Raw genomic sequence first — 16,497 nt, 5'->3', positions numbered from 1 at the left:
CCGGGTCACGCGAGGTGCGGCCGTGACCGCCCCGCTGCGGCGCCGCCGGCGCGGCCCGCTCGTCGCCGTCGTCTCGGTCCTCGCCGTGGCCGCGGTCGTCACCTGGACCGTCGTGCTGACGAACGCGTCCGGGCCGTCGGGGCCGCAGTCCTGCCCCGAGTCCGCGGTCGGGTCGCCCGGCGAGTCGCTGGACGCGGAGGCGCTCGACGCGGTGGCCCCGGCTCCCCCCGGCCAGGCGCCCGTGCGCGTGCTCAACGCGAGCGGCCAGCGCGGCCAGGCGAACCTCGTGGCCGCCCAGCTCGGCGATCTCGGCTTCGCCGCCGCGGGCGACCCGGACAACGACCCCTTCTTCCCCGACGGCGACATGGAGTGCGTCGGGCAGATCCGTTTCGGGGCGGCGGGCGAGGGGGCGGCGAGCACCGTCGCCCTGGTACTGCCCTGCGCCGAGCTGGTGCGGGACGGGCGGGCCGAACCCACCGTGGACGTGTCGGTCGGCACCGCGTTCGGCGACGTCAACCCGCCGCGCCCGGTCCGCGACGTCCTGGAGAGCCTGGGGGCTCCCTCACCCGCGGACGACGGGGCCACCGGCGAGCCGATGCCGCCCGACCCGACGACGCTCGCCGAGGCGCGCGGCGCAGCCTGCTGACGGGCGGCGCACGGCCCGGCAGGTCGCCGCTCGCGCCACGGACGCCGACGGCCGGCACCCCTGCCGCTCAGACCTCCGCGGCGCCGTGCCCGCGGGCCAGTGCGGCCAGCTCGGTCGCGATCCCGGGCGCGGCGACCAGGATCGCGTCGGACCCCAGCCCGTCGTCGGGATCGGGCAGCCCCGCGACCCCGGGTACCCGCACCACGGCACCGGCCTCCTGCGCGACGAGCGCGGCCGCCGCCCAGTCCCACCAGCTGCAGCCGTGTTCGAGGTAGGCGTCGGTCCAGCCGGCGGCGACCGCGCACATGTCGAGCGCCGCCGACCCGGTGCGGCGCACGTCGCGGATCCGCGGCAGCAGGCCCGCGACCAGCGCGGCCTGCCTGCCGCGGCGGCGCGCGTCGTAGGCGAACCCGGTGCCGACCAGCGACAGGGCCAGCTCGGTGACGGCCGAGACGGCGAGCGGCCTGCCGTCGCAGGTGGCGCCCTGGCCCGCCGCGGCACTCCAGACCCGCCCCGACACGGGCTCGACGACGGCGCCCGCGAGCGTCACCCCGCCGCGCGTGGCCGCCACCGACACGGCGTACCACGGCAGGCCGTAGAGGAAGTTGACCGTGCCGTCGATCGGGTCGAGGACCCACACGACCCTTTCGGCGTCGGTGCCGGCCACCCCGCCGTGCTCCTCCCCCACGATCAGGTCGCGGGGGGCCAGCGCCGCCAGCCGCTCGCGGATCAGGGCCTCCACCGCGGTGTCCGACGCCGTGACCACATCGGTGGGGCTGCTCTTGGTGCCCACCGAGCCGCCTGCCGGACCGGTGTCCCACGGCCGCGGCAGGCCGCGCAGATGCTCGGCCGCGTCGCGGGCGACACCCTCGGCGAGCAGGCGCAACGCGGCCGGGTCGGCCGCGGGTGGGGCAGTGCGGGACGGGTCGGTCACCGCCACATCCGATCACATCGACGGGCCGGGACACGCCTGCGGCATGCAAGGCGTCAGCACCCACGACGCACACAGTTACAATGGCCGGGTACCCCACCGCGGATCGGCCGCCGAGAGCATCACCAGCCCGGGCGCCGCCGGGGGCGGGCACGATCACAAGCCCTGTCGAACACGTCAGGCACAGATCTCGTCACGCAGCCGGTATGTGCTCTTCCGGCTCACCACAGAGCGCACCGTAGTGAGAGGGCCTAGGTGGCAGCCGCAGATTCCGCAACCCGAACCGAGTCGCCGGCCGATCAGGCCACGGCTCCCGCTCCCGCACGCCGGGCGCCCCGGGCCAAGACCGCTCCCGCGTCGAAGGCCACGCCGAAGCCGCGTTCGCGCGCCGCCAAGGCCGCGCCGGCCACCAAGGGCGAGCCCGGGGACGAGTCGACCGAGCCCGACGGCTCCGCCGAACTCGACGGGTCGCCGGAGGGCCCGGATCTGGTCAGCGGCGACCTCGAGGAGGTCGAGGTCGACCTCGACGACCCCGAGCTCGTCGCCGAGACCCCGGCCGACATCGTCACCACCGCCGACGTCGTCACGGACGAGGACGACGAGGAGGACGACGACGAGGAGCCGGCCAACACCGGCGCCAACCGCCGCGGCCCGCGCGAGCGCTCGTCCACGCCCACGAAGTCGGGCGACTTCGTCTGGGACGAGGAGGAGTCCGAGGCGCTACGCCAGGCGCGCAAGGACGCCGAGCTCACCGCCTCGGCCGACTCGGTCCGCGCGTACCTCAAGCAGATCGGCAAGGTCGCGCTGCTCAACGCGGAGGAGGAGGTCGAGCTCGCCAAGCGCATCGAGGCCGGCCTCTACGCCGCCGAGCGCCTGCGCCGGGCGATCGACTCCGGCGAGAAGGTCTCCCCGCAGCTGCGGCGCGACCTGCGCTGGATCGTCCGCGACGGCGAGCGCGCCAAGAACCACCTGCTGGAGGCCAACCTCCGGCTCGTGGTCTCGCTCGCCAAGCGCTACACCGGTCGCGGGATGGCGTTCCTGGACCTCATCCAGGAGGGCAACCTGGGCCTGATCCGTGCGGTCGAGAAGTTCGACTACACGAAGGGCTACAAGTTCTCCACCTACGCCACCTGGTGGATCCGGCAGGCCATCACGCGCGCGATGGCCGACCAGGCGCGCACCATCCGCATCCCGGTGCACATGGTCGAGGTCATCAACAAGCTGGGTCGCATCCAGCGCGAGCTGCTCCAGGACCTGGGCCGTGAGCCCACCCCGGAGGAGCTCGCCAAGGAGATGGACATCACCCCGGAGAAGGTGCTGGAGATCCAGCAGTACGCCCGGGAGCCGATCTCTCTCGACCAGACCATCGGCGACGAGGGCGACAGCCAGCTCGGCGACTTCATCGAGGACTCCGAGGCGGTCGTGGCCGTCGACGCGGTGAGCTTCACGCTGCTGCAGGACCAGCTCCAGTCGGTGCTGGCCACCCTGTCCGAGCGCGAGGCGGGTGTGGTGCGGCTGCGGTTCGGCCTCACCGACGGCCAGCCGCGCACGCTCGACGAGATCGGCCAGGTCTACGGCGTCACCCGCGAGCGGATCCGGCAGATCGAGTCGAAGACGATGTCGAAGCTGCGCCACCCGAGCCGCTCCCAGGTCCTGCGCGACTACCTGGATTAGCGGCGACACGCAATGAAAGGGCCCCTGCACCTCGGGCGGTGCAGGGGCCTTTCGCGTTCGCCCCCGAAACCTGGTTCCCGGGCCTAGCCTGCCGCGCCATGAACGACTCCTCCGGGCGACCCGTCCCCGACCGGTTCGACGACGTCGACGCCGGACAACTCGGCTGCTCGTGGACCGTCGTGCGGATCCTGCTCCGTCGTCGCTTCGGGCACGATGCCCGGCTCGACTCCGTCGCGGCCCGGCTGGCGGTGCTCCCCGACGAGGAGCGGGTCGCGCGGATCCTCGCCGCGGCGAGCCTGGACGATCTGGCGCAGTAGCCCCGGCCGCGGCCATCGGGCCGCCGTCTCCCCCGCGGCGCACAGAACTCGCTCCCCCACGGCGCACGGAGCACCACGAGCGCGGTGGCACCCTTCGGCCGCGGCGAGCAGCCGGCCCACGACGACGCCGGTCACCCGACACCGCCGACACCAGGACGGCGCGGTGCGATCGCTGCCCCGGCCCGCACACCGGGTGGAGCGAGCACCAGGAGCCACGAGGCTCGCTGTCAGTGACAGCGGTCCTCGTGGTCGGTGTGGTCGTCCTGCTCGATCTGCAGGGTGCTGTGGGCGAGGCCGAACCGCTCGCGCAGCAGGCCCGCGGCCGCGTCGAGCACCGACGCCTCCCCGCAGCCGACGTGCGTGGCCTCGTCGACGACGAGGTGCGCGGACACCGTCGGTCGCCGGTCGTTGATCGACCAGACGTGCAGCTCGTGGACGTCCAGCACGCCGGGCACGGTGAGCAGGGCCGCCTGCACGTCGGACGTGTCGATCCCGCGCGGCGCGCCCTCCAGCAGGACGTGGCCCACCTCGCGGAGCAGCGCGACCGTGCGCGGCAGGATCAGCGCCACGATGAACAGCGAGGCCACGGTGTCGGCGTAGGGCCAGCCGGTGAGGATCAGCACCAGCGCCGCGGCGAGCACGCCGACCGATCCCAGCGCGTCGCCCAGCACGTGCAGCATGGCGCCGCGCATGTTCATGTTGCGGCGGTCGCCCCCGGCGAGCACGGCGAGCGACACGAGATTGCCGACGAGCCCCAGCGCGCCGATCACCAGCAGCGGGAGCCCCGGCACCTCGGCCGGCTCGATGAGCCGGCCGACGCCCTCGACCGCCACCCAGACCACCACGGCGACCAGCGTGATCGCGTTGATCCCGGCCACGAGCACCTCGACGCGGCCCAGTCCGAACGTGCGGCGGGAGCTGGCGGGCCGCTGGACGAGCACGGACGCGACGAACGCCGCCGCGAGCGCGCCGGCGTCGGTGAGCAGGTGCCCGAGGTCGGCGAGCAGGGCCAGCGAGCCGGTGAGCACGGCGCCGACCGCGCCGACCGCGGCGGTCGCCAGCGTCACCGCCAGCGCGACCGCCAGCCGGCGCCGGTCGGTGTCGGCGGAGTGCCCGTGCCCGTGCCCGTGGCCGTGGTGCGCCGTGATCCCGTCGAGCCCCATGGCCGACACCGTACTCATGCGCATCTGTGCATGTCTAGCGGGGTGATCACAGCAGCCCGACCTCCGCGAGCTTGCTCTCGTAGATGTCGCGGACCTCCTCCTCGTCCGACCCCGCGAGCCGTGCCGCCTCGTACAGCGCGACCGTGTCGACGCCGGACTCCGCGAACTTCCGGCTCCACCTCTCCCCGTCCACGCGCCAGTAGCCGATCACGCCGTAGGACCCCGCCGGCATCCGCGCCTCGTGGCGCAGGTACTTGCGCACCGCTCGGGTGGCCGCCGCCTCCCCCGCGGCGTAGACGTACCCCGGTCCGTCGGGCAGCTCGACCGACCGCACGAGCGCCTCCAGCCCGCTGCCGGCGGTGGCCAGCTCGGGGCGGTGCACCCAGGTGACCTCGGCCCCGTCGAGGACCTGCGCGTCCTGTGCGTCGGGCACCTCGACGACGACCGTGGTCGGCACGGTCGCCGCGGACTCCTCCACGATGCGCCCGATCGCCGGCAGCGCGGTGACGTCGCCGACCAGCAGCTGCCATCGCGCCGTCTCGGGGCGCTTGAACCAGCTGTTCCGGTGGGTGATCCGCAACCGGTCGCCCACCCGGGCGACCGCGGCCCACTCGCCCCCGGCGCCCCCGTCGTGAACCACGATGTCGACGGTGAGCCGACGGGTCACGGCGTCGAAGCGGCGCACCGTGTACCAGCGACCCACCTCCGGGTCGGGTTCCCCGCCCGGGTCGGCCGGGAAGTGGAACACGCACCCTTCGTCCGGGACCCCCAGCGAGGCGAACCCGTCGAGACCCGCCCCGCCCAGCTGCACCCGCACGAGACTCGGCGAGAGCCGCCGCACCTCCTGGACCTCGACCAGGTAGGTGGTGGTGTTCTCCTCGTCCGACATGGCGTGCACCCCTCAGTACCGACGAATTTGTTAGCTGAGGCTAGCCTGCCACCCTCCGGTCCGGCCACCCGTCGGAGACCGGCCTCCGTCCCCTTCGACGCCCGCACCCCCGACGAGAGGACCGCCCGATCTAGGCTGCGGGTTCCCCGGCCCTCGACAACGGAGAACAGTGAGCAACGACGACGAGCGCATCGCCCTGTTCCTCGACTACGAGAACCTGGCCATCGGGGCCCGCGACGGGCTGGGCGTCACGCCGTTCGACTTCGCCCCGATCGCCGAGGCGCTGGCCGTGCGCGGGCGGGTCGTGGCCCGCCGCGCCTACGCGGACTGGTCCAACTTCGACGACGACCGCAGGCTGCTGGCGCGGGCGCAGGTCGAGCTGATCGAGATCCCGCAGCGCATGGGGGCGTCGCGCAAGAACGCCGCGGACATCAAGATGGCCGTGGACGCCGTCGAGATGGCCTTCGAGCGGGGCTTCATCACCACGTTCGCGATCGGCACCGGCGACTCCGACTTCACCCCGCTGGTGCACAAGCTGCGCGAGCTGGACAAGCGGGTGATCGGCATCGGGGTGCAGTCCTCCACCTCGGCCCTGCTGCCGCCCGCCTGCGACGAGTTCCTGTTCTACGACCGGCTGCCCGGCGTCGAGCCGTCGCAGGCCCCCGTGGCCCGGTCGTCGCGCGGCCGCCGGTCCGCACCCGTCGCCGCCCCGGCTCGGGTGACCGTCGTGGACGAGCCTGCCCGGGTCGAGGAGACCGTGCCCGTCGAGGACAGCGTCGCCGTCGAGGAGACCGTGGCGAGCACCGCCGAGGACCGCGACGTCGGCCCCGTGGTGGCACGCACCCTCGCCGACCTGGCCCGCCACGCCGACGGCCCGGTGCTCGCGTCACGGCTCAAGCGCGCGATCCTGCGCAAGGACCCCACGTTCGACGAGGCCGACCACGGGTTCCGCGGGTTCGGGGAGCTGCTGCGCCATCTGGAGTCCCAGGGCGTCGTGGAGCTACGCACCGGGAGCGCCCAGGGTGATCCGGAGGTCCGCATCGCGGAGGCCGGTCCGGCCGAGGACGACGCGTTCCGGCTGCTCGTCGACGTCGTCCGCGAGCTGCAGACCCCGCGGTTCCGGCCGCAGCTCTCGGGGCTGAAGGACCAGCTCCGCAAGCGCCTCCCGGACTTCAGCGAGAAGCGCTACGGCTTCAACACGTTCCTGTCGTTCGCGAAGGCCGCCCGGGCCCGCGACCTCGTCACGATGGAGTGGGACGAGGAGACCGGCGACTACCTGTTGCGGGCGACCGTGGCGTGAACGACGTGCGACCCGTGACGACGCGGACATGACGAGCGGCGCTCCCACCCGAGGGGACGGGCGGGAGCGCCGCTGGTTCACGCACCGATCAGGGCACTGATCAGTGCGCACTCGCCTTCTCGGCACCGACACCGGTGAGCGAGCGGACCTCCATCTCGGCGACCTTGTTCGCGTCCACCTTGTCCTTGCCCAGCACCGTGCCGAGGTAGCCGAGCAGGAACGACAGCGGGATCGACACGATGCCCGGGTTGTCCAGCGGGAACCAGCTGAAGTCGACGCCGTCGATCATCGAGGGGCTGCGCCCGCCCGGCGTCGTCGGCGGCTTCCCGGACACGACCGGAGAGAACACGATCAGCAGGATGCAGATCGAGAGGCCGCCGTAGATGCTCCACAGCGCCCCGGTCGTGTTGAACCGCTTCCAGAACAGCGAGTACAGGATCGTCGGCAGGTTCGCCGACGCCGCGACGGCGAAGGCCAGCGCCACCAGGAAGGCGATGTTCTGGCCGTTGGCCAGGATGCCGCCGACGATGGCCACGAGCCCGATCACCACCGCCGTCGTCCGGGCGACCTTGACCTCCTGGTCGCCGGACACCTCCTGGCCGCTCTTGATCACGTTCGCGTAGATGTCGTGGGCGAACGAGGCCGACGCGGTGATCGTCAGGCCTGCGACGACCGCGAGGATGGTGGCGAACGCGACCGCGGCGATGATGCCCAGCAGCACCGGGCCGCCCAGCGCGGCGGCCAGCAGCGGCGCGGCCGAGTTGGCCCCGCCCGGAGCGGCGCGGATCGTCTCCGGTCCCACGATGGCGGCGGCGCCGTAGCCCAGGACCAGGGTGAACAGGTAGAACAGGCCGATCAGCCAGATCGCCCAGACCACCGAGCGGCGCGCCTCCTTGGCCGTGGGCACGGTGTAGAAGCGCATCAGGATGTGCGGCAGGCCCGCCGTCCCGAGCACCAGGGCCAGCGCGAGCGAGAGGAAGTCGATCCGGGTGAGCCCGCTGGTGCCGTACTGCTTGCCGGGCGCCAGCAGCGCCTGGCCCGCCTCGCCGCCGCGGGCCACCGCCTCGGCCAGGATCGCCGAGAAGTTGAACCCGTAGAGCACCAGCACCCACAGGGTGATCACGGCCGCACCGACGATGAGCAGGAACGCCTTGATGATCTGCACCCAGGTCGTGCCGCGCATCCCGCCGATGAGCACGTAGGCCACCATGATCGCGCCGACGATCGCGATGACGATGCTCTGCTGGGTGCGGTCCTGGATGTCGAGCAGCAGCGCCACCAAGCCGCCCGCGCCCGCCATCTGCGCGAGCAGGTAGAAGAACGACACCGCCAACGTGGACGAGGCCGCGGCCGCGCGCACCGGTCGCTGGCGCATCCGGAACGCCAGCACGTCGCCCATCGTGAACTTGCCGGTGTTGCGCAGCAGTTCCGCCACCAGCAGCAGGGCGACCAGCCAGGCCACCAGGAAGCCGATGGAGTACAGGAAACCGTCGTAGCCGTTGAGCGCGATGGCGCCCGCGATGCCGAGGAACGACGCGGCCGACAGGTAGTCACCGGAGATCGCGATGCCGTTCTGCGGTCCGGAGAACCCCCCGCCCGCGGTGTAGAAGTCCGAGGCGCCCGAGGTGGCGCGCCGGCTCACGTAGATCACGACGCCGAGCGTGAAGACGACGAAGATCCCGAACACGGTGATGTTCAGGACGGGGTTGCTGCCCGCGACCGCGGAGGACTGGGCCAGGTGGTCCTGGGCGAGGACGGTCACTTCTCCCCCTCGATCCCGGCGCGGACCTTCGCGGCGAGCGGGTCGAACCGCTGGTCGGCGAAGCGGACGTACCAGGCGGTGATGGCGAACGTGGAGACGAACTGCAGGAGCCCGAAGAGCAGCCCGATGTTGATGTTGCCGAACACCGGGACGGCCATGAAGTCGGATGCGTAGGTGGCCAGCAGCACGTAGAGCAGGTACCAGCCCAGGAACAGGCCGGTGACCGGGAAGACGAAGTTGCGCAGCCGCCTGCGGAGCTCCTGGAACTCCGGCTCGGCCTCCACGGCCAACCAGTCGCGCGACGACTGGTCCAGTCGTTCGCCGCCCGGTGGTGACGACGGATCGGTGGTGCTCACGGTGCCTCCTCGCACTCGGACGCCCAGATGTCCGCGCACAGGAAAGGCGATCACCCGCAGGGGCGGTAGTGGTCCGCGACACAGCACCCGGACAGGCGGCGAACGGCTGACGAACGGTGGGCAGGGACGACGAGCGGCACCCCCGTCACGGCTCAGCCGCAGGGGATCTCGACGACGAACGTGGCCCCCGGGCCCGGCGCGGGGTCGAGCCGTGCGGTGCCGCCGTGTGCCTCGGCGACGGCGCGGACGACGGCGAGCCCCAGGCCCGCGCCGGTGCCCGTGGCCCGCGCACGGGCCGACCCGCCGCGGGCGAACCTGTCGAAGATCGTGGCCGCGGCGGCCGGGGACACCCCGGGCCCGCGGTCGGACACCCGGAACCGCGCGACACCGCCCTCCACCGACGACGAGATCCGGATCTCGTCGCCGTCACCGGTGTGGTGCACGGCGTTGCGGACCAGGTGCAGCAGCGCGGGCACCAACTGGTGCGGGTCGAGGTCGGCGCGGCCCTCGCCCACGTCGCCCACGGTCCAGCGTCGCGGGGCGAGCCGGGCGGCCTCGTCGGCGAGGTCGCAGGTCAGCTCGGCGACCGACACGGGCCGCCTGCGCAGGAAGTCGGGGCGCTGCGACCGCGAGAGCGTCAGCAGGTCGGCGACGATGCGCGCCATGCGGTCCAGCTCGTCGGTGGCCAGCGCGACCACCTCGGCGCGCTCCTGCGGATCGTCGCCCACCGCCTGCAGCCCGAGCAGCTCGAGGTTGCCGCGCACGATCGTCAGTGGAGTGCGCAACTCGTGCGCCGCGGCGTCGATGAAGCGGTTCTGGGCGCCGAACGCCTCCTGGAGCCGGTCGAGCATGCCGTTGAACTGGCGGGCCAGCGCCGCCATGTCGTCGTGCCCGTCCACGGCGATCCGCCGCGTCAGGTCGCGCTCGGTGATCTCCGCGGCGACCGACCTCACCAGCCGTACGGGCGCCATGATCCGCCCGGAGACGAACCACGCACCCACGCCGGCCAACGCGAGACCGAGCAGGCTGTAGAGCACGAGCGTGCGCATCGAGTCGCGGACGTCGGCGCGGTCGCGGTCGATGAAGTACCCGGCGACGAACCATCCGGTGGTGCCCGCGGGTCGCTTCTCCCAGCGCATCTCCCCGGCCGGGGTGTCGATGCTGCCGGCGGCCACGGGGTCGTCCAGGATCGCGCCGCGCGTGGGCGCGTCGGCCGATGCGTCCCACGGCGGGGCTCCGGGCTGGCGCAGCACGGTGATGGCCGCCCGGTCCGCGGCGAGCACACCGAACACGATCTCGTCGTCGTCGGGACTCTGGCGGTCGAGGTGGCTCGCGAGCAGCGCGCCGTCGTCGGCGAAGGGCAGCCCGGTGTCCGGGTCGACGCCGGCGACGGCGAACCGCGCGAACTCGCCGGACTCGCGGGCGAGCGTCTCGGTGACGAGCTCGTCGACCTCGGCGAGCAGCGCGTGCTGCGAGGCGAGGTTGACGACGGTGAGCACGCCGAACATCAGGCCGACGACCCAGCCGACGATCGCGAGGCGGGCCGGGACCCGCCTGCGCACCCGCACGCCCCGCCGGCCGTCCTCGGCCGCGACGGCGGGCTCCCCGAACCCGACAGCCGTACCCGTCGCCATCGCCAGCCCGGCCGTGTCGGTCACGGAGCCCATCCTCGCGGGTCCGCGGCAGGATCCGGTGAGCCGGAGCTGAGAGACTTCACAGCCGGCCGGGCCGGGTCTCGTCCAGGTGCAGGCGCAGCATCGCGGCCGCCGCCCACGCCGGTGGGCGCCCGCGCAGCGACACCAGCACCATCGTGGCGAACGCCAGCGGCACCGACCACAGCGCGGGCTGCCCCAACAGGATCGACGCCAGCCCCGGTGGGGACCCGACCAGCAGGTCGACGCCGATCACCCCGGCCGACGCGGCGAGCCCCACCACCATCCCGACGACGGCTCCCCGCGCGGTGAGCCGCGACCACCAGATGCCCAGCACGAGCAGCGGGCAGAACGTCGAGGCCGCGACGGCGAACGCGGACGTCACGAGCACGCCCACGTCCAGCTCGACGGCGGGCAGCGCCAGCGCGACGACGAGCGCGGCGGCGGCGAACGGGGTGAGCCGCAGCCTGCGCAGCGTGGTGTCGGGGAGCAGGTCGTGCGAGACCGCTCCGGTCAGGGCCAGCAGCAGCCCCAGCGAGGTGGCGAGGAACGCGGCGAACGCGCCCGCCGTGAGCAGGGCGGTGAACAGGGCGCCCACCGGGCCGGGGTCGACCCGCGCGGGAAGCTGCACGACGACGGTGTCGGTGCCACCGGACAGGTACAGCTCGGGCAGCAGCACCGCCCCCAGCACCCCGTAGACGGCCGGGAACAGGTAGAACGCCGACAGCAGGACGACGGTGATCGCCGCGGTGCGCCGGGCGCCGCGGCCGTCGGCGCTGGTGTGGAAGCGCACGATGATGTGCGGCAGCCCCATCGTGCCCAGGACCGTGGCGACGAGCACCGACAGCGTCGCGAGCACCGGGAAGCCGGCCTCTCCGGGGTCGAGCAGCGGGCGCGACCAGCTCTCCCCGCCCGGCGGGACCGCCCCGGCCACGTCGGGCACGTCGGCACCCGCGGCGAAGGTCCACCGGCTGCCGGCCTCCACGACGTACCGGCCGGGGGCGAGGACCTCCGGATCCCGGCCGTCGATCGCCACGGTGGTCGCCTCGGTGACCGCGAGCTCGGTGCCCAGCCGGAAGTCGACCGGTGTGGTGCGCTCGAACGTCGTGAACTGCACCGGGGCGAGGGCGGCGGAGCGGGTCTCGGCGCTGACGGTGAGTACCAGCCAGACCGCGGGCACGACGAACAGCACGAGCTTGAGCCCGAACTGGAAGGCCTGCACGTAGGTGGCCGCGCGCATGCCGCCCAGCGCGAGGGTGATGCTGACCGCCGCGCCCGCGACGACCACCCCGACCCAGTAGGGGGTGCCGGCGACGACGGCCAGCACCTGCCCGGCCGCCTTGAACTGCGGCACGACGTAGAGGGTGGCGATCACGAGCACGACCACGGCCGACAGCTTGCGCAGGCCGGCCGACCCGAGCCGGGCCTCGGCGAAGTCGGGTACGGTCAGCGCCCCGGTGCGGCGCATCGGCGCGGCGACCAGCGCGAGCATCGCGATGTACCCGGCGGTGAACCCGACCGGGTACCACAGCGCCCCGATCCCGTCCTTGACGACGAGCCCGGCCACCCCGAGGAACGACGCCGCCGACAGGTACTCCCCCGAGACGGCCGCGGCGTTGAGCCACGGCGGGATCCGGCGCGAGGCGACCAGGAAGTCCGACGTGGTGCGCATCGCGGCGACCCCACGGGCGCCGATCAGCAGCGTCGCCAGCACGACGAGGACGATCGCCGCCCCGATCATGCCGGGGGCCCGGTCGGGGTCCGCCCCGGCTCGGTCCGCCCCGTCACGGTCGCCGCTCGGTGCGCTCGGTGCGCTCGGCGCGCCGCAGGGCCCAGCCCGCCAGCGCGACCAGCACCGCGTAGGGCAGCACCGCGACGGCGAGCCAGGACAGCGGGACCCCGAGCACCGGCACGTCGTCCAGGGCGGGGAACGCGGCGAGCAGCAGCGGCAGCCCGATGATCAGGACGGCGAGCCAGCCGACGGCGAGCAGCGCGGACCGCAGCTGGGCGCGGTGGACGACACGGGCCCGTTCCAGGTCGGCGGGAGCGAGGTGCGGCCGGTCGGCGCGCACCCCGGACCGGCGTCGGGCCATCGCGAGGCGGGTCTGCGGGCTCGCCACCGCCACCCGGCGTTGCTTCGTCACGGTGCCGTCCCGTTCGCCACCGTCACGACCGTGCGCGCGGGTCGAAGTCGCCCCGGGTGGCCGCCTCCAGCAGCAGCTCGCGCAGCTCGCGGGCGTGCCGGCGGCTCACCGGGACGTCGCCGACGTCGGTGTGGGCGAGCAGGCCGCCGCTGACGTCGCTGCGCAGCTCGCGCACCGCGGGAACGGCGAGCAGGAAGCTGCGGTGCACCCGCACGAACCCGGCGTGGCGCCAGTGCTCCTCCAGCCGCGAGATCGGGATCCGCACGAGATGGCCACCGGAGCCGGTGTGCAGCCGCACGTAGTCGCCCTGCGCCTCCACGAACCGCACATCGCTGCGGCGGACGAACCGGGTGCGGCCGCCCAGCTCCACCGGCACCGCGGCGAGCGCGTCCACGGCCCGCGCGGCCGGGGTGGCCGACCGGTCGGCGGGAGCGGTGAATCGGCGCACGCGGTCCAGGGCCGCGGCGAGGCGTTCCGGGCCGACCGGCTTGAGCAGGTAGTCGACGGCTCCGATGCCGAAGGCGGACGCGGCGTGCTCCTCGAACGCGGTGACGAACACGACCACCGGGGGCTCGGTCATCCGGGACAGCAGCGAGGCCAGCTCCATCCCGTCCATCGCGGGCATCGACACGTCGAGGAACACCACGTCGAACGGCCCGGCCTGGATCAGCTTCAGCGCGGTCAGCGCGTCGCGCGCCGTGGCGACCTCGCTCACCTCGGGCGACTCGAGCAGCAGCCGGCGCAGCTCCTCCAGCGCCGGCGCCACGTCGTCGACGGCCAGTGCACGCAGCGCCGGACCACCGCCCGGGCTCACCGGTTCACCGCCCACTCGGCGCTGACGCCGGGCTGGAACCGCGGCACGCGCAGCACCACCTTCGTGCCCGCGTCCGCGGCCGTCTCCACGACGAGGCCGTAGCCGGGGCCGAACACGGTGCGCAGCCTGCGGTCGACGTTGACGAGGCCGAGGCTGCCCGGGCGACCGCGCCCGGCGAGCACGTCGGCCACGTACCCGGGATCCATCCCCGGCCCGTCGTCCTCGACGCTGATCACGCACTCGCTCCCCTGCGCCTCGCCGGTGACCTGGACCAGGCCGCCCGACCCGAGCTCCACCCCGTGCCGCACCGCGTTCTCCACCAGCGGCTGCAGCGCGAGGTAGGGCAGCGCGACCGGCAGGATCTCCGGGGCGATCCGGACCTGCACGACCAGGCGCTCGCCGAGCACCGCGCGCGCGAGCGCCAGGTAGGCCTCGATGGCGGCGAACTCGCCGGCGACGGTCGTGTAGTCGCCGTGGCGGGCCAGGCTGTGGCGGGTGTAGGCGGCGAAGTCGAGCATGAGCTCGCGGGCCCGCTCCGGGTCGGTCCGCACGAACGAGGCGATCACCGTGAGGCTGTTGTAGACGAAGTGCGGCGAGATCTCGGCCCGCAGCGCCCGCAGCTCGGCCTGCTCGGCCACCCCGGCCGACGCCTCCAGGCGGGCCCGGTCCAGCGCCTCCCCCACCCAGGCCGCGGCCTCGCGCGCCTGAGCGGTCGTCTGCTCGCCCTCCACCACCAGCACGCCCACGAGCTCGTCGCGGGCGTGCACCGGCAGCGCGACCACCTCGCCGCGCGCGGCCCGCGCGTCGGTGCGCAGCACGCGGTCCACCAGCCCGTCCACGGCAGCGACGTCCGAGGGCTGCCCCGACCACACCAGCTCGCCCCGCAGCCCGCCGAGCCCGACGGCCCGCACGTCGAGCAACCGCCGCAGCTCCCGTGCCGCGGCGGCCACCCCCGGGCCGTCGAGCCCGCCGCGCAGCTCCGCGGCCACCCGCCGCGCCGCCGCCAGGGCCGCCATGGCCCCGGCCGCACCGGACGTGGCGGAGGGCCGGAACCACCCACCACGCCGCGACACCGCCACCATGCACGCCTCCATCGGAACCAGGTGACGGTAGGTGACCCGGTCGAGCGGTGCCACACGCACCCACCGGCCGCGTCGTCGACCCGCGCGGGCGCAGCGGCGGTGCGGACGGGTTCAGTCGGCGGCGACCCGCTCGGTGCCGGCGTCGAGACCCAGCATGGCGAGCATCTCGGCGCAGTCGTCCACGTCGATGGCGCGGCCGGCCACCACACGGGCGGCCCGGCGGTTCTGCAGCTCGTTGCTCGTGTCGTTGGCGGCCTGGGCCGCCGCGAAGCTGCCGTTCTGCTCGTTCGTCGAAGGGCTTCCGGTCCAGCTCACGTGTCCGCGACTCCTTCGGTTGTGGTGCCGGACCCGTTCGCCCGACCCACCGACCCTACCCCTCCACGGTGCCGCGCCTCACATCTCGAAGCGATAGCCCATACCCGGCTCGGTGATCAGGTGCTCAGGCCGGGACGGTTCGGCCTCCGAGCACGCGGGTCACGGCTGCGCCGCCGGGACCCGGGTCGGGGTCAGGCGCCCCGCCACCGGCGCGACCAGGCCTCCCGAGTTGCAGGAAGGCCACCTTCACGCAATGACGTTGCGTGTAGGTGGCCATGCTGCAATGGGCTCAGCCGGTCGCCGACGCCACGGCCGGGTTCAGCTCCGTCACGTTCACCGCCGGGTCGCCCAGGAAGCCGCCGACGATCAGCAGCACGTACGCCAGATCAGCCACGTCCGGTTCCTCCCACCACCCACCGGTACCTCCGGTGGGCCGGACCGGATCGTCCACCCGCGCGAGCGCGCCGGTGGCCTCTCGAACGGGAGCCTGACGGCGAGGGTGACCGCGTTGACGCGATCTTGACGGGCGGACCGGGGAACGACGACCCCGGCCGCCGGGACGGGCCGGACCTACAGGTGCGCGATCCGCCCCGGCGGCGGGGCCGGTACCGCGCCCGGGTGCAGGGCCCACGCCAGCGCCTCGATCCCGTCGACGAGCCGGGGCCCGGCCCGCACGACGTAGGACGCCGAGTCCATCGCCACCAGCGGCACCCCGGGGAACCGGTCCCGGACGGCCGCGGCCTGCGCGCGGGCGTCGGCCAGCCCGTAGCCGCACGGCGCGACGACGACCACGTCCGGGGCGAGCGCGGCCAGCTCGCCCCAGTCCCCGGTCACGCTGCGCCCGGCGTCCGCCCCGCCGACCGGCTCGCCGCCCGCGCGCCGCACCAGCTCCGGCACCCAGTGCCCGGCCAGGAACGGCGGGTCGGTCCACTCCAGCACGAGCACCCGCGGCCGGACCCGGCCGGCGACGGCCCGCTCGACCGCGTCCAGCCGCTCGCGCAGCGCCGCGACCAGCGCTTCCGCCCGGGCCCCGGCTCCGCCCCGGCGCCCGACCTCCGCGATCGCGGCGAGCACGTCGTCCACGGTGCACGGGTCGATCGAGACGACGTCGGCGGCGCAGCCGATGGTGGCCAGCGCGTCGTCGACGGAGCCCGCGGGCAGGGCGCACACCCGGCACAGGTCCTGGGTGAGGATCAGCTCCGGGTCCAGCCGGGCCAGCGCGTCGGCGTCGAGGGCGTACATCGGCAGGCCGGCGGCGACGCGCTCGCGCACGGCGGCGTCGATGCCGGCGGGATCGAGCCCGGGCGGCAGCGGCGAGTCGACCACCACCGCGCAGCGCTCCCGGATCCCCGCGGGATGGTCGCACTCGAACGTGACGGCCACGAGATCGTCGGCGAGGCCCACCGCCGCGGCGATCTCGGTGGCGGCGGGCAGCAACGACGCGATCCGCAC

Annotated in this window: 16 protein-coding genes; 4 read left to right on the top strand and 12 right to left on the bottom strand. The window is 74.2% G+C overall.

Annotated features, from left to right (window positions below; all coding sequences use genetic code 11):
- The first annotated feature begins 22 nt into the window (after positions 1-22).
- Positions 23-646 carry an envelope integrity protein Cei gene (gene cei / locus Q1K26_RS09340; protein WP_300009193.1) on the top strand — a complete coding sequence of 208 codons (624 nt, stop codon included), beginning with the start codon at positions 23-25 and terminating at the stop codon, positions 644-646.
- A gap of 67 nt (positions 647-713) precedes the next feature.
- On the opposite strand, the gene Q1K26_RS09335 is transcribed toward cei, so the two are convergent.
- Positions 714-1,580 carry an inositol monophosphatase family protein gene (locus Q1K26_RS09335; RefSeq protein WP_300009192.1) on the bottom strand — a complete coding sequence of 289 codons (867 nt, stop codon included), beginning with the start codon at positions 1,578-1,580 and terminating at the stop codon, positions 714-716.
- 252 nt (positions 1,581-1,832) lie between these two features.
- Here Q1K26_RS09335 and Q1K26_RS09330 point away from each other — a divergent pair, with 252 nt between their 5' ends.
- Both Q1K26_RS09330 and Q1K26_RS09325 read left to right on the top strand, forming a co-directional pair.
- Positions 1,833-3,251 (top strand): RNA polymerase sigma factor, encoded by a 1,419-nt coding sequence (locus tag Q1K26_RS09330; protein ID WP_300009191.1) that lies wholly within the window; start codon positions 1,833-1,835, stop codon positions 3,249-3,251.
- Between the two features lie 98 nt (positions 3,252-3,349).
- Complete coding sequence (locus tag Q1K26_RS09325; protein WP_300009190.1) at positions 3,350-3,568, top strand: hypothetical protein; 219 nt, start codon at positions 3,350-3,352, stop codon at positions 3,566-3,568.
- Between the two features lie 227 nt (positions 3,569-3,795).
- Here Q1K26_RS09325 and Q1K26_RS09320 read toward each other — a convergent pair whose 3' ends face one another.
- A complete protein-coding gene (locus Q1K26_RS09320) occupies positions 3,796-4,731 on the bottom strand; it encodes a cation diffusion facilitator family transporter (protein ID WP_300009189.1) in 936 nt (311 codons plus the stop codon).
- A 46-nt stretch (positions 4,732-4,777) separates the two neighbouring features.
- A complete protein-coding gene (locus Q1K26_RS09315) occupies positions 4,778-5,620 on the bottom strand; it encodes a siderophore-interacting protein (RefSeq protein ID WP_300009188.1) in 843 nt (280 codons plus the stop codon).
- 169 nt (positions 5,621-5,789) lie between these two features.
- On the opposite strand from Q1K26_RS09315, the gene Q1K26_RS09310 reads away from it, so the two are divergent.
- Entirely contained in the window at positions 5,790-6,920 is a 1,131-nt protein-coding gene (locus tag Q1K26_RS09310) for an NYN domain-containing protein (RefSeq protein ID WP_300009187.1), read from the top strand.
- 100 nt (positions 6,921-7,020) lie between these two features.
- On the opposite strand, the gene Q1K26_RS09305 is transcribed toward Q1K26_RS09310, so the two are convergent.
- The 9 genes from Q1K26_RS09305 to Q1K26_RS09265 all read right to left on the bottom strand — a co-directional run bounded on the left by Q1K26_RS09305 (position 7,021) and on the right by Q1K26_RS09265 (position 16,497).
- Positions 7,021-8,658 (bottom strand): cation acetate symporter, encoded by a 1,638-nt coding sequence (locus Q1K26_RS09305; RefSeq protein WP_300009276.1) that lies wholly within the window; start codon positions 8,656-8,658, stop codon positions 7,021-7,023.
- Between the two features lie 20 nt (positions 8,659-8,678).
- Positions 8,679-8,996: a DUF485 domain-containing protein gene (locus Q1K26_RS09300; protein ID WP_300009273.1), complete on the bottom strand. Its 318-nt coding sequence runs from the start codon at positions 8,994-8,996 to the stop codon at positions 8,679-8,681.
- A 194-nt stretch (positions 8,997-9,190) separates the two neighbouring features.
- Positions 9,191-10,696: a HAMP domain-containing sensor histidine kinase gene (locus Q1K26_RS09295; protein WP_300009186.1), complete on the bottom strand. Its 1,506-nt coding sequence runs from the start codon at positions 10,694-10,696 to the stop codon at positions 9,191-9,193.
- Between the two features lie 55 nt (positions 10,697-10,751).
- Positions 10,752-12,431, bottom strand: a complete 1,680-nt coding sequence (locus Q1K26_RS09290; protein ID WP_300009185.1) for a cation acetate symporter — start codon at positions 12,429-12,431, stop codon at positions 10,752-10,754.
- A 43-nt stretch (positions 12,432-12,474) separates the two neighbouring features.
- On the bottom strand, positions 12,475-12,834 hold the full coding sequence (locus Q1K26_RS09285; protein ID WP_300009184.1) for a hypothetical protein: 360 nt from the start codon (positions 12,832-12,834) through the stop codon (positions 12,475-12,477).
- Positions 12,835-12,856: 22 nt separating this feature from the next.
- Positions 12,857-13,648, bottom strand: a complete 792-nt coding sequence (locus Q1K26_RS09280; RefSeq protein ID WP_300009183.1) for a LytTR family DNA-binding domain-containing protein — start codon at positions 13,646-13,648, stop codon at positions 12,857-12,859.
- On the bottom strand, positions 13,645-14,664 hold the full coding sequence (locus tag Q1K26_RS09275; protein WP_300009271.1) for a histidine kinase: 1,020 nt from the start codon (positions 14,662-14,664) through the stop codon (positions 13,645-13,647). The genes Q1K26_RS09280 and Q1K26_RS09275 overlap by 4 nt, the downstream gene beginning before the upstream one ends.
- 177 nt (positions 14,665-14,841) lie before the next feature.
- On the bottom strand, positions 14,842-15,045 hold the full coding sequence (locus tag Q1K26_RS09270; RefSeq protein ID WP_300009182.1) for a hypothetical protein: 204 nt from the start codon (positions 15,043-15,045) through the stop codon (positions 14,842-14,844).
- Between the two features lie 570 nt (positions 15,046-15,615).
- Positions 15,616-16,497: an ABC transporter substrate-binding protein gene (locus Q1K26_RS09265; RefSeq protein WP_300009181.1), complete on the bottom strand. Its 882-nt coding sequence runs from the start codon at positions 16,495-16,497 to the stop codon at positions 15,616-15,618.

It is taken from the genome of Pseudonocardia sp. (assembly GCF_029263155.1).
In the GTDB taxonomy this organism is placed as follows: domain Bacteria; phylum Actinomycetota; class Actinomycetes; order Mycobacteriales; family Pseudonocardiaceae; genus Pseudonocardia.
This window is presented reverse-complemented; position numbering and strand designations above follow the sequence as displayed.

Excerpts from the sequence above, each read along its gene's own strand:
- Q1K26_RS09325 (WP_300009190.1), top strand. The coding sequence starts at position 3,350 with ATGAACGACTCCTCCGGGCGACCCGTCCCCGACCGGTTCGACGACGTC.
- Q1K26_RS09320 (WP_300009189.1), bottom strand. The coding sequence starts at position 4,731 with ATGGGGCTCGACGGGATCACGGCGCACCACGGCCACGGGCACGGGCAC.
- Q1K26_RS09315 (WP_300009188.1), bottom strand. The coding sequence starts at position 5,620 with ATGTCGGACGAGGAGAACACCACCACCTACCTGGTCGAGGTCCAGGAG.
- Q1K26_RS09290 (WP_300009185.1), bottom strand. The coding sequence starts at position 12,431 with ATGATCGGGGCGGCGATCGTCCTCGTCGTGCTGGCGACGCTGCTGATC.
- Q1K26_RS09275 (WP_300009271.1), bottom strand. The coding sequence starts at position 14,664 with ATGGCGGCCCTGGCGGCGGCGCGGCGGGTGGCCGCGGAGCTGCGCGGC.